Source organism: Peribacillus sp. NPDC056705, assembly GCF_043656335.1.
The window spans coordinates 13,198-29,486 of sequence record NZ_JBHTYI010000035.1 but is presented as its reverse complement, the minus strand read 5'-3'; the positions used below and the strand labels follow the sequence as shown (position 1 = coordinate 29,486).

General features: G+C 40.9%; 13 protein-coding genes. 4 read left to right on the top strand and 9 right to left on the bottom strand.

Going from position 1 to position 16,289, the window contains the following annotated elements; genetic code table 11:
* Positions 1-132 precede the first annotated feature (132 nt).
* The 8 genes from ACFRAK_RS24145 to ACFRAK_RS24110 all read right to left on the bottom strand — a co-directional run bounded on the left by ACFRAK_RS24145 (position 133) and on the right by ACFRAK_RS24110 (position 8,195).
* Positions 133-831 carry a 3-oxoacid CoA-transferase subunit B gene (locus ACFRAK_RS24145; protein WP_387595016.1) on the bottom strand — a complete coding sequence of 233 codons (699 nt, stop codon included), beginning with the start codon at positions 829-831 and terminating at the stop codon, positions 133-135.
* Complete coding sequence (locus tag ACFRAK_RS24140) at positions 824-1,519, bottom strand: 3-oxoacid CoA-transferase subunit A (RefSeq protein WP_387595013.1); 696 nt, start codon at positions 1,517-1,519, stop codon at positions 824-826. Before ACFRAK_RS24140 ends, ACFRAK_RS24145 begins: the two co-directional genes overlap by 8 nt.
* Before the next feature lie 16 nt (positions 1,520-1,535).
* Positions 1,536-2,486: an MBL fold metallo-hydrolase gene (locus tag ACFRAK_RS24135; RefSeq protein WP_387595010.1), complete on the bottom strand. Its 951-nt coding sequence runs from the start codon at positions 2,484-2,486 to the stop codon at positions 1,536-1,538.
* A 103-nt stretch (positions 2,487-2,589) separates the two neighbouring features.
* Entirely contained in the window at positions 2,590-4,296 is a 1,707-nt protein-coding gene (locus ACFRAK_RS24130; protein WP_394572667.1) for a CocE/NonD family hydrolase, read from the bottom strand.
* Between the two features lie 130 nt (positions 4,297-4,426).
* The gene (locus tag ACFRAK_RS24125; protein WP_387595005.1) at positions 4,427-4,843 is read right to left on the bottom strand and encodes a Zn-ribbon domain-containing OB-fold protein; all 417 of its coding nucleotides are present in this window, start codon (positions 4,841-4,843) and stop codon (positions 4,427-4,429) included.
* Between the two features lie 4 nt (positions 4,844-4,847).
* The gene (locus tag ACFRAK_RS24120; protein WP_387595002.1) at positions 4,848-6,011 is read right to left on the bottom strand and encodes a thiolase domain-containing protein; all 1,164 of its coding nucleotides are present in this window, start codon (positions 6,009-6,011) and stop codon (positions 4,848-4,850) included.
* Between the two features lie 127 nt (positions 6,012-6,138).
* Positions 6,139-7,134, bottom strand: a complete 996-nt coding sequence (locus ACFRAK_RS24115) for a phosphotriesterase family protein (RefSeq protein WP_387595000.1) — start codon at positions 7,132-7,134, stop codon at positions 6,139-6,141.
* A gap of 20 nt (positions 7,135-7,154) precedes the next feature.
* Positions 7,155-8,195: a phosphotriesterase family protein gene (locus ACFRAK_RS24110; protein ID WP_387594997.1), complete on the bottom strand. Its 1,041-nt coding sequence runs from the start codon at positions 8,193-8,195 to the stop codon at positions 7,155-7,157.
* 652 nt (positions 8,196-8,847) lie between these two features.
* On the opposite strand from ACFRAK_RS24110, the gene ACFRAK_RS24105 reads away from it, so the two are divergent.
* Positions 8,848-9,747 carry a LysR family transcriptional regulator gene (locus tag ACFRAK_RS24105; protein ID WP_387594994.1) on the top strand — a complete coding sequence of 300 codons (900 nt, stop codon included), beginning with the start codon at positions 8,848-8,850 and terminating at the stop codon, positions 9,745-9,747.
* 216 nt (positions 9,748-9,963) lie between these two features.
* Here ACFRAK_RS24105 and ACFRAK_RS24100 read toward each other — a convergent pair whose 3' ends face one another.
* Positions 9,964-11,406: a sigma-54 interaction domain-containing protein gene (locus tag ACFRAK_RS24100; protein WP_387594992.1), complete on the bottom strand. Its 1,443-nt coding sequence runs from the start codon at positions 11,404-11,406 to the stop codon at positions 9,964-9,966.
* A 234-nt stretch (positions 11,407-11,640) separates the two neighbouring features.
* Between ACFRAK_RS24100 and ACFRAK_RS24095 the strand changes: the two genes are divergently transcribed.
* The 3 genes from ACFRAK_RS24095 (at position 11,641) to ACFRAK_RS24085 (ending at position 15,701) form a co-directional block, all read left to right on the top strand.
* Positions 11,641-12,936 carry a M20 family metallo-hydrolase gene (locus ACFRAK_RS24095; RefSeq protein WP_387594989.1) on the top strand — a complete coding sequence of 432 codons (1,296 nt, stop codon included), beginning with the start codon at positions 11,641-11,643 and terminating at the stop codon, positions 12,934-12,936.
* A gap of 14 nt (positions 12,937-12,950) precedes the next feature.
* On the top strand, positions 12,951-14,255 hold the full coding sequence (locus ACFRAK_RS24090; RefSeq protein WP_387594986.1) for an ArgE/DapE family deacylase: 1,305 nt from the start codon (positions 12,951-12,953) through the stop codon (positions 14,253-14,255).
* Positions 14,256-14,384: 129 nt separating this feature from the next.
* Complete coding sequence (locus tag ACFRAK_RS24085; RefSeq protein ID WP_387594983.1) at positions 14,385-15,701, top strand: MFS transporter; 1,317 nt, start codon at positions 14,385-14,387, stop codon at positions 15,699-15,701.
* The last annotated feature ends 588 nt before the right edge of the window (positions 15,702-16,289 follow it).

The window sequence follows — 16,289 nt, the reverse complement described above, 5'->3', positions numbered from 1 at the left end:
ATTGCTTAGAATTTCCTAAAGCAAGACAAACTCCAAAATTCCATCCCGAACCAAAGAGGTTATCCGCTACCTGACATTCCTGGATTATTTACTTTTAGCTACGGTCAATTGTATGTTTTATGGTGTACCTAGTCATTGTTTCACTTCGAGAGCCTCTGATTGCATGTCGCTGGACGCATGTAGCTTAAGAGGAGCTGCAGTATATTCCTGCACGTATTCGAATGTAACGCCAGGAGCGAGTTCCCGTACGACAAGGCCATAATCTGTCACATCGATTACCGCAAGGTTTGTATAGATACGATTTACACAGTGAGGCGCAGTCAGTGGAAACGAACATTCCTCAACGATTTTCGCCTCTCCTTTATTTGTAGTATGTTGCATAAAGAGAAAAACACGCTTGCTGCCAACAGTCAGGTCCATGGCTCCTCCTACACGTCCAAGAGTCGCGTTAGGAAGTTTCCAACTCGCAAGATCACCGTACTTAGAGACCTGGAATGCCCCAAGTACTGCTGCATCAAGGTGACCGCCACGGATCATTGCAAATGATTCTGACTGCGAGAAATAGGAACCACCCGGTCTTAATGTTATTGGTTCTTTTCCGGCATTCACAAGGTCCATATCTTCTTCACCAGGTTCAGGTTTTGGACCTAACCCAAGAAGACCATTCTCACTATGGAAAATGATTTCTCGACCTTCAGGAATGAAATCGGCTACAAGCGTCGGTAAACCAATCCCTAAATTCACGAACCATCCATCTTCTAGATCCATCGCTACTCGAGAAGCCAATTCAGGCATTGTCCATCCAATTACTTGTTGTTGGTCTTTACTCATTCACTAACACCTTCCCTTCATGTTGCGCTTCAGCTTGCACTAAACGATGTACGAAGACACTGGATGTTACGATTGTTTCTGGATCGATTTCTCCGACCTCTACAATTTCGTTTACTTCAGCAATTGTTGTTTTTGCCGCTGTTGCCATCACCGGGTTAAAGTTGCGCTGTGTTTTCCGGTAAACAAGATTGCCCCAACGGTCAGCCCGATGTGCTTTAATAAAAGCGTAATCGCCTTTGATTGCATGCTCTAAGAGGTGCATTTGCCCATCGAATGTACGCGTTTCCTTACCTTCTCCAAGTTCGGTGTGGGCCCCTGTTGGAGTGTAAAAGGCTGGGACTCCTGCTCCACCTGCACGGATTCGCTCCGCTAATGTTCCTTGAGGGGCAATCTCTAATTCTATAGTTCCTTTTTTGAGACGCTCAATCAGATCATCAGCGTGTGGACCAACAGGGAAAGAGCAGATAATTTTTCGTACTTGATTGTTGCTAATAAGCGCTGCCACACCGTCGCTAACTGCGCCAATATTATTTGATACAACCGTCAGATCCTTAGCTCCCTGCTCCACAAGGGCGGCAACAAGATATGACGGTAATCCGCTTCCCCCAAATCCACCAACGAGCAACGTTGCCCCATCATGCATATCTGCAACAGCTTTTGCTGCATTTTCAAACTTCTTCTGGATCATTTAGATTTTCCCCCTCTCATTTATATGCAATAATAAGTTCTTCTTTATAACCATGCATCGTCACAAAGTACGCGCAAGGTAAGTTCCGTGGATCCCCTGTATAGCCAATCTCATCAGCAATAGATCCAAACGGTCCATATAGTCCATCATTTTCAGTGAACTGTGCATCTATCGATAAGTGTCGCTGAAGAACGTCAGCCAGCTTCGCATCCATTTCTAGACTTGCTCGAAGCACAGCAGCAACCTCATCTCCATCTACCTGTGGATTGACAATCTCTCCGTTTGCGTTCCTAAAATGATGTCCTAAGTACAAGCGCTTCGGACGCACTTCTTCGAGAAGACGCTGTAAGCTTTGGCGATAGTAAGCAGGGTGTTCAATTGTAGGAATCCTACTTTGCGCCCCACCATACATTTGCACAGCGTCGGCTGCAAAAGCCCAGTTCACGCCATCAAGGACAAATGTCACCGATCCGATAGAGTGTCCTGGCGTTTCCACTACCGTAATCGACACATCACCACCAAGTAATAAGCGATCGCCACCAACAACTTCTACTGTTGGCTCCAGATCTTCTCCGATATCGTTGAGCAGGATGGCGGTATGCTTTTCCTGCGTTTCCACATCCAAGTATTGACCTTGAAGCTGTTTGTAATCTGTAATGTGTGCACTACGATTACGTAGTAAATATGCTTCCTTTTGAGGAATCACAACTTCTGCGCCCCCCCTTGTTTTCTCCCAAATCGCTCGGGCACCACCAAGATGGTCAACGTGCCCGTGAGTCAGAAGAATCCAGCGTATATCCTCAATTCGTAGGCCATGCTCGGCAAGAACTTTCTCAATTTCCTGTGAAGCTGAGGAGGCAATTCCTGTATCAATAAGTGCAGGCTCCGGTGCGTCGATATAGTAGGCATACGCAGATGTTCGACCAAATTTACATTCGATCGGTATAACACGTACTGAATTTGTCATGTTTTTCACCCCTATAATCTAGTTTATGACCTCAACGCCTTCTATTTAAGAAGAGGTGCTGTGGATGTTCTTTAGCAGGAGATGCAGCCAATTCAGCGCACCATTATTTGGTTAATTTGTTTGTAACGTCGAATTCTTTAGGAATTACCGGTAATACTAAACGTGATGGGTGCTCTGCATCTCGATAGATTTTGTGCGCAGTCGCACGTCCACACGGTAGGTGATAGCTATCTGGTGGTAATAATTTTGCATCTTCTCCATCAAGTGGTTCGTTACATGCAAGCTCTAGTTCAATACGATGTCCTGGTTTAATTAAGAATGAGAATGGATATAACCGAATCGCATACTCGATAATTTCACCAGGCGGTACTGGTACCACACGGTTGTGTGGATGCCAAGGCTCACCGTATGTTGATTTTTCTTCATTTAGTTCCCGATGAGATGCTTTTAAATAACCTGATGTCATTAACGTACGTTTGCCACCTGGATCTACCTCATAAAGCTTCGCAATGAAGTTTGTATCATCTGTATCGATTTCTACATGGATATATAATGCCCCTGTACCTGTCATTTCTGCAGTCTCTAGGAATTTATCACTCGTCCATTTAATCGTTTCGGATGTTGTTGTTACTGTTAATGGCGCTTGGTAGAAGCCATCTGGATGTGCATATTCAGATGTTAATGGCTCCGGTTTCTCGCTAATTTTATGGCGAGGACGTAAGTAGAACTCTTTCTTTTCTTCATATGGCAATGGCCAGTTATCTTCATTACGCCATTTGTAAGAACCTTCTACAGAGAACTGCACTGTTGGTTCGTCCATAATGCCATTGTCAATGCCTTTTAACCAGTAATCATACCAGCGGAACATTTCATCATGGCTTTCATGGAATGGACGCTCTAACATTGGTGGAAGCGCTTGGACATCAAGCTTTTTAATACCTGATACTTTATGGAAGCATTCGATTGTGCCTTCAACGTTCCAACCGCGCCCCCATTTTGCTTGGAAGTAAGTTGGGATTTCTACTTTATGGGCTACTTCTAATGCGCTATCTTTTTGCCAGAATGGGCCATCAAGTGGATTTAATAAGTAATCTATCCACAATTCGTGCCGATCTTGATAATGTAAAAGGTGAACGAAATCTGACCAATGTGAGATATCTGGATCGTTTAAGCGCTCTTGCGTTTTTTCTTTAAGCTCTCCTGGAGTGAATACTTTCGAGCTCTTACTTGAAACGTTATTGAATGCATTACCACTATCGCCGCCGCGTCCTTCACGAGAAGCACGTGGCATTAACCACATGATACCGCCGTGATAACAAAGCTCATACAGATCGTAGTGACCACCGTTAGCAAAGATTGCTTTTAAGTGTGGTGGTTGCTCCGCTGCACCTAAAATTTGAACAGATGCAAAGTATGAAATACCGATCATCCCGATATTTCCGTCACACCAATCTTGCTCAGCCATCCATTCCACGATGTCATAGATATCTTTTCCATCTCCATGACCACCAGAATTATAGTTACCGCACATCTGACCTTCGGAACCGCCTGTACCACGTATGTCTGCGATAATATGAGCATAACCTCGTGATACTACTTCACGAATGTCACCTGCTTCAATCGCTCCGTTCCATAGATGACTTGGACGTGCTTGTGGAGGTAATGTTAGCGCTTGCGCTTGTAGTTCTTTACCGTATGGGCTAAGAGCAAGTAATGCTGGTACTTTTTCTGTGCCTTCAGGACGGTAAATATCTGCAGCGATATGCACGCCGTCACGCATTATAATGCGTACGTCCTTAGTGATAATCATTTAAATTCGCTCCTCTTCTTAGCCTTTCTAAGTATGTTTTGAATCTGTAAAGTGACAGTTCAATTAATAGAAAATCAACAATCTTCACAATAATCTGATTTTTTATTATGCGAAGTAGCAAGCCTATTCATTAAAATCCTAAGGCAGGTGTGAAGCACGGTACAAAAGAACCTGGATTATCTTCATCGCCACTTTGCTTGAATACCACTTTTACCTTTTGATTGATATGCAACGTATCTAGATCACAATCGACGATATTTGTCATCATTTTTGGACCTTCATCGAGCTCAACTAAGGCGATGGCATATGACACTCCTCGTCGCATCACACTAAAAGTGTAGATACTACCAGTGCCATTTGCTTCTTTCCATTTCGTTTTCTCGCTCATACAATACGGGCATAACACACGTGGATAATAATGATACTCACCACAAGAATCGCACTGCTTTATCAGAAGCTTTCCTTCTGCAGCAGCATCCCAATATTCCTTGTGTTCTGGATGAATCTCAGGGACCGCCATCGTTCTATCTTGATATTGAGTTCCCATTCTACTACACCCTCTCCATGATCAGTGTTGCACTACCGTGACGGCTTGCTAATCCGCCACCAGTACCATGAGCTAACGCGATGTCACAATCTTCCACCTGCACTTGCGGGTGTGCTTCACCACGTAGCTGCCGGACAGCCTCTATCACTTTAATGATGCCACCTCGGCTTGCTGGGTGATTGTTATTTAACCCGCCACCATCCGTATTGATTGGGAGCTTACCTACTCCTGAAATCAGGTTCCCATCAGCGACGAATTTTCCACCCTCGCCTTTTTCACAAAAACCTAAATCTTCAAGCTGCATTAACACCGTAATTGTGAAGCTATCATAAATGGACGCATACTTAATATCTTGAGGTGAGACCCCAGCCTCCTCAAAGGCTCTAGGCCCTGTCCAAATAGCGCCTGTAAACGTAAGATCCGTTTTGCCGCCAAGTAATCCTTTAGGTGCTTCGCCACAACCCATCACTCGGACAAGTGGACGCTTCAGACTTTGGGCAATCTCGGGTTTTACGACAACTAAAGCACCACCACCGTCACTTACTACACAGCAATCCAGTTTATGTAATGGATCAGCAATTATAGGGGACTCAAGTACGTCATGAACCGTCACTAAATCACGCAGCATTGCGTTTGAATTATGCCTGGCATGATGTGAAGCTGCGACTTTGACCCATGCTAATTGTTCACTTGTCGTGCCATATTCATGCATATGACGCATTGTAGCCATCGCGTACTCATTGACAGCAGTCGGTCCAAAAGGAAGTTCAAACGGTGTATCTGGAACATTTGCACCAACGATCTTCTGTTTGACACCACTTCTGCCCTCTGAACGTGGACGACCCGCCATTGTAATTAATGCAACATTACATTTGCCAGCTGCGATTGCTTGTGCAGCATGGGATACATGGGCAATGTACGATGACCCGCCAGTGTCTGTACCATCTACATGACGTACATTGAGACCTAAATAATCGACCATAGACAGCACACCACCCGGAGCGTCACCAGCACAAAAATATCCGTCTACATCTGCAAATGCTAGTCCAGCATCTTCTAATGCACCTTTCGCACATTCTGCATGTAAAGCAGCAACGGATTTATTCGGAGCCTTACGCAGTGAGTGCTCGAACGCCCCTGCAATATAGGCCAATCCTTTAATACTCATATTCGTTATCCTCCCGCGATGTTGTTCAACTATTTTACGAAATCATATCTCGTCACTTTTCACAGATCAAAGCGAGTAATGAAAGTGGAGTGTAGGCTTCTAGAATCAGAAGTAGACACTGCCCTTCTTAGACCTTTTGTGTTAACACTACCGTTTTCATGAATGAACGAGGTTTTTGCATAGTTAGAATTTTCGCAGGATTGTGTACTAAAAGTTGTTCAAATACTTCTTCACCAACACCCGCTTTACGAAGATCTGGTAAGAATTCTTCAAACAGGTAGTTTACTGAATGTCCTTTTAATCCTGGCCAGCCAAGAGCACAGCAGTTGGCATCAGCTGAAATAAGTGCACGGTCAACAAAACCTTTATCAAGGAAACGAAGGAAATGTTCAACACGATCTTGACGAGGACGTGACCAATATGGTGAACCTTCCATCTCACTGTCATAGCCAATTGTATCGAAGCCTACCCATCCACCTAATTCTGCAATCATCGTATCACGGTCTTCATCGAGATATCCGCCATCATCAGCATGCCCCATAAGTACGCGATCAAGTGGTAAGCCTTCTTCATCGAAGATTGCAATTGCAGATTCAGCATCTACGCATAAATGTGTAATAATCGGGACACCCGTTTGTAATGCTGCACGTGCAGCTGCACGGTAAATGCGTTTATCAAGTTCGCTTAGTTTACCACCGCGACTTACCCCTACTTTAATAGCACCAGCTTTTGCGCTCGTACCGTCAATACCAACTGTAATTTCATGGATGAATAAATCCGTAAGATATTCGACTGGTTTGTTACGGAAATATGGTAGAGCTGAGTCACCTGCTACAAAGCCTGTAACAGCAATAATATTGACCCCTGTTTTTCGTGAAAGCACTTGGAAATATTCGATATCGCGTCCGTTTCCAATCCCTGTACAGTCTACGAATGTTTTACCGTCGTGTTCACGGAAGCGACGTAACTTTTGTACTGTAACATCAAACGCTTCTTCAGGTTTTTTCCACCATTGTGTATCTAAGTCACATCCAGGTAGACCGAACCCAACATGCTCGTGCATTGCCGTAATCCCTAAGTCTTCCGTCGCGATTGGCCCTATAACCGTATTTACCTTACCCATCCTTTATTCACTCCTCACGTTTAGTTTTGCTCTGTTACCAAAACAGATTCTTTTTCTGTAGCTGCTGAAGCATTAACAGTAAATACACGTTGTGGGTTTTCTTCTAATAAAATGCGAATTTGTTTATCAGTTACACCTACTCTACGTAAGGTTGGAACAAATTTTGTTAGTAAGTAATCGAAACCAAGCTCTTTTGAATCATGACCTTTTGCAACGCCAATTGCATTTGTTGAAATTAGGACACAATCACCAAAACCTTCTTTAAATAATGCTAAAATTAACTTTGCACGTTCTTCATCGTTCACGTAGCCATCGTTTGTAGCCCAACCAACATGGTCTAATGCCACCCTGGCACCGTGACGCGCAACAGCGAATGCTTCTTTACGGCGGACAGCATCTAGACGGTCAAGCCCTCCGATGATGACACGGTTTGGTGCAATGCCTTCACCTAATAAAATTTCCAGATCATTTACAGCATCCGTACCGTATTGAACTGATACAGGTACTCCTGTTGCGAGAGCTGCTTGTGCAGATCCACGGAAAAGATTAATTTCTTTTTCTGTAATACCACTTTGACTTGCGATTGACGTCACTAATCCTGCTGAACTTGAACGTTCAATACGTGGTACAACGATTCCTTCTGTCACCTCTTTTGCGAACAAATCAGCAAATTGTTCTGCTGACCATGGTGTAGGCGGATTCTTTTGTGGTGTAACAAAGTATCCACTTAACATCGACTCAGGTCCTAAACCTGTTGACGCTACGATATGTATACCTGTTGTTCTAGAAAGAGTTTCATAAAGCTTTACGTCACGACCGTGGAACATACCGCTACGATCTACAATTGATTTTCCACCAAGTCTACGAAATTCCGTAAGCTGACGCTTTAATTCCTCAAATATCTTACTTCTATCCATATCGATCTCTGGTGCATACTCCGCACCAGGCATCACAGAAAGAAGTGATTCATGAATGAGCACAACACCTAGTTCTTGAGCAGGCACTAGTCCAAGAACAGTACGAACAACGCCTGATTTTTTTTCTTGTAAATTATCTAGCATTGTAATACCTCCTATCATTTAATAGTTCCAATCGGGTACACTACTCACCCCCTATACACAACAAATTCCCTTTAGAATCCCTCTACTAAAATTAAAAACCCCTCGCTTAAAAAAGTGAGGGAGCGAACTGCCTTTCCTTCCCCAGAATGCCACTTTTCAGTGTAAACGTTTTCTTTTTCGATAAAACAGCTTCAACTAATGATAATAAAGCCGAAACTTCTGCAACTCGAGCAGCCATATCAACTGTTCAATGTTTGGAAACGTATACATTTTTAAGGGAAAATGTTTCGGTTCCCCTTTGCACAACGGTTTTCCATGTTTTTTGAATTTGGAAACAGAGCAAAAGAAGAAGCGATCGTGGCATCAAGATTTTTCTCCCATACATCACTCTGGGTACCTTCAGGAAAATAAGCTAGCATCCATGTATGCCTTATTGCTCGTTTCTTGCTTACTGCCACTTCATTCTCAGGTATCGAGCCTTCGTCTTGTTCTTCCATAACTAAAATATATATAAAACCTCTTATTTTTGGAAATACCAAAAAATAATCATGGTAATAACCTTTTCCTTATAACGTTTGTTTATTTTTCAGATTCCTTTTATAATAAATTCATAATCTTTTAAATTTTCAAGCTGTTCAGGAGGAGATTGGGGATGGACATTCGTCCATTGCGTTATTTTATTGCAGTTGCTGAACACTTAAATTTCACGGTAGCATCAAAGGAATTGTTTGTAGCACAACCTGCTGTGAGTCAACAGATCGCCCTTTTAGAAAAAAAATTAGGTGTAAAGCTTTTCCTACGAGATAAACATTCCGTTCAATTGACCAACGCTGGAGCTGTTTTTTTGAAAGATGCAAAGGAGATCATAAAGAAGCTTGAAGAGTCGATTGAAAATGTCCAGCAAGCTGAGGAAGGGTTAATTGGGATACTTAATATAGGCTTATTGAGCGTACCCGTGAGAGAATTTTTGCCCCTTTTGATTCGAAAATTCAGACGCAAGCACCCAAATGTAAAAATAAGGTTGAGCTATTATCAAGTTGGGCAAATGATTGAGAAATTAAAATCCGATGAACTAGACATAGCTTTCACACTTTCACTTGGGTTACAAAGTATTGGTGGACTGGAATACAAAACTTTATGGACACAATCCCATTGTATTATCTTAAATCAAGACCACCCCCTTGCGAATAGAACAAGTATCAACATTTCGGAATTAGCCCATGAACCTTTTGTCATGCTAGACAGGCATGAAGCTCCTCCAGGTTTTGATTTATTGCTGGCTGCATGTGCCAATCATGGTTTCTCTCCAAACTTGGTTAGTACAGCTTCACGGATTGAAGCAGTGTACATGATGGTGGATTCAGATATCGGCATTACCATTCTTCCGAAATATCTACAGCTATACGCTCCTCCTACACTTCGTTTTATTGACATTGAAGGAGACAATCTTAAATTTGATGTTTTGGCTTCTTGGAAGAAAATAAATAAGAATCCTACCTTATCTTTATTTATTGAAGAACTAGAGTTGCTGCACTCACAATTAAACAAATAGTTGATCCCTACAAAAAAACCACTCCCTAATGAAAATGATAGGAAGTGGTTTTTTCTATTGATATAAAGTATTAACATGACAACTTCACAAAATGAGTGAAAAATCGGGGAGAATTAGTCTTAACTATTTCTCCGATGCATGGCTCGTTATTAAAAAGCATTGAGCTTATTACACAAACGCGCCCTTTTCCGGAATACAAAAAAGTCTACCACTACCCTATTTCACAAAGGTTTTACTCTCTTCAACCACCAGCTGGATATTATACTTTCTTATTCTCCTCATGAGTAATGATTGCGTAACACCTAAAAATTTTGCGGCTTTTCTTGTCGAGTTTCCTTTTTCTATGGCATCTATGATCATCTTCTTTTCCATTTCTTCCAGTATCTCTGGCATAGTCGCTTTATTTGAATGATATGGTACACTGGAAGTGATGTTTTGTTTCATCATTTTCTGGGGTAGGTCTTTATCTTCAATTAACTCGTCCTCTGACAAAATCACAAGACGTTCGATTAAATTTTCCAGCTCACGCACATTCCCAGGCCAGTCATATTGCAAAAATGTTTTGACAACCCCATCTGAGAAGTGTTTTTTTTTATTATATTTATCATTAAACAGATTTAAATAATAAATGGCCAGATCCTCAATATCGTTACGGCTTTCACGTAAAGCAGGCATTTTCACGGTTAATACATTCATTCGATAAAATAAATCCGAACGGAAAGTACCTTCAGTTACCATACTTTCCAAATCCCTATTAGTTGCTGCAATAATACGTACATCCGCTTGTTGAGGCTCCCTGGCACCAATCGGCAAATATGTTTTCGATTGAAGAAAATGTAATATTTTTGCTTGCAAGTGTAACGGTATTTCGCCTATTTCATCCAAAAATAAAGTTCCGCCTTCCGCGGCTTTAATTAAACCCGGTTTCCCCTTCGAAGTTGCCCCGGTGAATGACCCTTTTTCATAGCCGAATAATTCAGACTCTAGCAAGGATTCGGGTATAGATGCAGAATTAATCTCTACGAAAGGTCCGGTTCTTCTTTTGCTTAGTGAATGAATCCTTTCCGCCGTCAGGCTTTTACCCGAACCTGTCTCACCCACGATTAAGGACATTGTGTCTACTGCGGCAATCTTTTCAATAATTTTATTAGCCGTAACGCGGCTATTGCTTTTCCAACCAAAATTGATATATTCAACTCCATTCCTATTTTCTCTCACATGTGCAAGCTTTCTAATATAAGTACTGTATTTATCCAATAACTCTTCAATTTCCTGAAGTTTCGTTGCGTTTTTTACTACTTCTGTAATATCTCTGCTATGAGCGACAGCGGCAATAACTCTCCCTTCTTTATTTTTAACCAAATGACCTGTTGCAATATATCGTCTTCCTTCGGCAACTTCTTGTACAACACTAACATTTTTACCTTCTTCCAGAGCCTTACGGATTACAGATGGTTTATATACGCCTTCCCTTTCTAGATCCCTAACATTCCTTCCAATAATTACACTCCTCGGAAGACAGAACATCGTTTCACTCACGGTATTAATCCACAATGTTGTTCCTTCCTGATCTGTAATATAGATTGCATCATTAATAGATTCCAAAATGCCAATAAATAATTCTGGATTTTGATGAAATAAGTCAAACAACCTCTCCAAATCTATTCCTCCATTCCTATTTATTGAGTCTATTTCGATTCAGCTATATTTAAATGGCAAAAATATAAAAAAAATCGAGTTGATAACGAATCAGTCGAGTTGATTTGTAAAAATTTTACCCCTTTTTTTCGAAATTTTCTATTAATTTTTCAAAAAAACACATGAAAACAGACTTATATCTTCTTTATTTTTGGCATGATTTTTGCATTTTTAAATGACAGGAGGTGATATGTGATGAAAACTGAGAAATTTCCAAATCGCTCAATAAGACCTCACATAAGTGAAGATTTTTACAAAATTAATAAAGAACGGCTCCTTTCCACGATAAATACGAGTGCTAACTATGGGGCTCTACCTAACGGGGGTCTTTGCAGATTGGCTCTTAGTGAAGATGATCGAAAAATAAGAGATATATTTATGGAATGGATGAAGGAATGCCGGCTTGACATCCGCATTGATGATGCAGGAAATATGTACGGACGCCGACCGGGTAAAAATCCCGATGCAAATCCTGTTGTAATGGGATCACATCTTGATACTCAGCGAATTGGCGGGAGATACGACGGAATTCTAGGGGTAATGGGAGCACTCGAAGTAGTTAGGACACTGAATGATTATGGAATTGAGACTGATAGACCTATTGAAATTGTAAACTTTACAAATGAAGAAGGAGCAAGATTTATACCATCCATGCTCGGATCAGGTATTGTAGCCAATGCCATTACACAAGGTGAAGTATTAAAGATTGTAGATAAAGATCATTTGAAATTTGTAGATGAATTAAAAACAATCGGGTATAAAGGTTCTTCTGAAAATAGGCTAAAAGAAATGTATTGTTATTTTGAACTGCACATTGAGCAAGGTACTGTTCTTGAAGCAAACCGTCAAAGTATTGGTGCCGTCACAGGTATTCAAGGGATCAGTACCCTTGAAGTCGTCATTACCGGACGGACAAGTCATGCGGGCACGACCCCGATGGAAAATAGGAACGATGCCATGTTGAGTGCGGCAAAGATGATCCAAGATGTTTACAAGTCATATGAAAGCTTTCCCGGCTCGTTGATTACTATTGGTCAGATTCGGTCTCTTCCAAACGTCACGAATTCGGTTGCGGGTCAAGTGGTTTTCTCAATTGACATTCGTCACCCGGAAGATGCAATCAGGATGCTGATTACAAAGGAACTGAAAGAAAAGCTAAGTACAATGGCACTCATTGATAGCATGGATCTCCTTATCAAAGATCTTATGGAAATAAAAGCCGAAAAATTTTCCACAGAAATTGTAAGCGAAATCCAATTGGCAGCGGATAAGCTCGGCTATAGTTCAATGAAGTTAATCAGCGGAGCAGGCCATGATGCCAAATTTATGAACCAAATGGCCCCTACGGGAATGATATTCATCCCAAGTATTGGCGGGGTCAGCCATTGTGAAGAGGAGTTCAGCTCAGATGACGATATAGAAAAAGGAGTACAGGTATTGCTTGAACTAGTACTTCGATTTGCAAACCGGAAAGACAGACTTCAAAGGTAAGGAGAAAGAACGTTATGAAAACAGAAATCAATATGATATTTGAAAACGTATTCGATCAGGTAGACAAGTCATGGGAGGAAGAAATCCGCTTTTTGCAAAAGCTTTGTCAATTCCCCTCAACGCTTGGCAACGAAGCACCTATCCAACACTTCATCGCTGATTTTTTGGAAAAAGAGCTAGATTTATCTGTATCAAAAGTGATTCCCGATCCCGAAAAGCTATCCTCACATCCTGGTTACTCGGAACCTGAATGGACATATGATGAAAGGCCTGTTGTTATTGGTGAATATCGTGCAGAAGGCGACAAGAAAGGTAAAAGTGTTATCTTTCAAGGGCATATAGACGTTGTCAGCCCAGAACCTGTTTCTTTTTGGGAACATGATCCATGGGGTGCAGAAATCGTCGGAAATAAAATGTACGGCCGTGGAACAGCTGATATGAAATCAGGTGTGGCTGCTATGATCTTTGCGTTAAAAGCGGTGCGCGATGCAGGAATCAAGCTTTCATCCAATGTCATTATCAAAACAGTAACAGAAGAAGAGTGTACGGGAAATGGTGCTCTTGCTGCGATAGAAGAAGGATTTAAAGCAGATGCCGCCCTTATTCCCGAACCCGTACTTGGACAAAAAGGGCTGATTGCTCAGGTTGGTGTAATATGGGTCAGGGTTAAGGTCAAAGGTTTAGGTGCACATACTGAAAAGGCAGACAAAGCTGTAAACTCAATTATTGAAAGTTATAAAATGATCAATGCTCTTCTGGATTATGAAAAAACATTGAACAGCCAAAAAAGACACAAGGATTTTGATGAGCACCCTCATCCATATAATATAAATATCGGGAAAATCCATTCTGGTGATTGGCCTTCAACTGTTCCTTCCGAATGTACTATTGAAGCAAGAGTTGGATTTCCGCCGGGGGTTAACCCGCAGGATGTAAAGGACGATATAAAGTCATATTTGTTAGCTGCTGCGGAAAAGGATGAGTGGTTAAGTGAAAATCCTCCGGAAATTACATTTTACGGCTTTCATGCGGAAGGATTTTCAATTGATCCAAATCAAGAGTTATTTGATGTTTTAAACTTGGCGCATATGGCCGTTGAAGAAAAACCGCTGGAAGTTGGATCCTTCACAGCCACCACTGATGCAAGATTTTATAACCTATACTATGACATTTCTGCCACTTGCTACGGCCCGACAGGAGAGGGTCTTCACGCACCGAATGAGTGGGTTGACCTTGACAGTGTCAAAAGGGTGACAAAAACATATGCTGCATTTCTGTTGAAATGGTGCGGTTATAGTAATGGTATTCTTACGAAGTGAGTAGCATCGGAAAGTCGATGAGTTAGGTCTTATAGTTTTTAATATATAGCATGATACTTTATTGTATACGAGCAATGGTATAATGAAATTTTTTGTATTAAAATTTTAAATAAAGTGATGGTGAGAAAAATGGCAAATGAATTGAATTACGACAATATGACTGAAGAACAGCGAAAGAAGCAAGCTAAAAAAGCTGCCCTTGCCAGCATAGTTGGAACATCAATAGAATGGTATGATTTCTTTCTATACGGAACGATGGCTGCTTTAGTATTTCCAAAATTGTTTTTTCCGGAATCAGATCCATACATAGGGTTAATACAATCATTCGCTACACTGTTTATAGGATTCCTTGCACGTCCTCTTGGAGCTGCTTTTTTCGGTAGTTATGGGGATCGCATTGGACGAAAAGCAACGTTAGTAACTACTCTTTTGTTAATGGGGATAAGTAGTACACTCATTGGATTATTACCGACATACGAAAATGCAGGTATTATTGTATCTATTCTGTTAGTATTCTTGCGTTTTTGCCAAGGTTTTGGGGCCGGTGGTGAATGGGGAGGTTCAGTTGTACTATCTGTAGAATGGAGTTCTAAGAAAAGTAGGGGGTTAATGGGAAGTATGACACAAATAGCATCCCCAATTGCATTGCTCCTATCTTCAGGAGTTGTCTCCCTCACGATCTTTTTAACAGGAGATAATTTTTATAGTTGGGGATGGAGAATTCCATTTTTGATTAGTATTGTGCTTGTTGTGATCGGTTTTATTATACGACGTGGGGTAGCAGATTCACCTCAATTTACAAAAATGAAGAAAGAAAATCGACTAGCAAATAAACCAGTTATAGAAGTTATTAAGAAATATCCTAAAGCATTATTTCTAGTTATTTTATCCAGTTTAGCACAAGGTATTCCTTTCTATGTTTTTACCACTTTTGCTATAAGCTATGGGACGGAATATCTACAATTAGATAAACAGTTTCTAACTAATACCATCTTATTAGTAGCAATAGTCGAAATCATTGTGATCCTCTATGCGGCACATTTATCAGACAAATATAATAGGAAAGTCGTATTTTATATTGGCAGTTTATTAACCATTTTAGTTGCATTCCCATTCTTCTGGCTTATGGATACAAAGATAACAGTATTGGTTATTGTAGCAATGTGTTTATCTATTCTTGGTGCTGGAGCAGTCTATGGACCTTTAGCAGCAATGATTGCAGAGTGTTTTCCGGCCAATCTAAGGTATAGCGGAACGTCATTAGGCTATCAGCTTTCAGCTGCAATCCAAGGTGTATCTCCATTACTATGTGTGTATTTATTAAATACCTTTAGTAGTTCTGTTCCAATCAGTATTTATCTTATTGTCGCTTGTCTAATTTCTATCGTGGCCGTTTCCATGTTAGGGAAGAATTCAAACCAAATAGATATGGATAAAGCTAGTTAATTAAAACAGAGCAAAAACAAAAACTCCCTTGAGTTCACTTCTAACATAGGGTTCTATATTTGAGACGTTTAAAATTCCAACCAGGTAAATATCAAAATTAATTACCTTTTTCAATCCATGGGGCTGCTTAAAAGCCCCTTTTTCCTTTTTGATTTTACATAAAAACCCATTAAGCTAAGCATTCCTTATTTGTATTAGAAAACTTTCAAAAAAACGGGAAGCGGGATTACATTAATTCCGTTATAATACAAATTCTTTATTTCTTCGATTTCACCCATATTTATTTTATTATCGAAGATAATGTCCCTTGCTTTCCAGTTAAATGAGATGAATTTCCTTCGTGAGTTCTTGGTTTTCCTGTTCGCGATTTGATACGTCTAATAGAAGAAACTCGTCATATTCGAGGAATTTTTCCTGTATTTAGGACCATCAGTATAATTATTCCCATCACTCTCAAGAAGCTATCTAACTCGGTGGTTAGTACATATGCAAAAGCGGGTACTCTAGAGCAGGTTGTGCATCGGGGCGAATGGCGGACAAACGGTTAAAAAGGTTATAAGAGAACAGCATTCCCGATTAGGTCTGCGA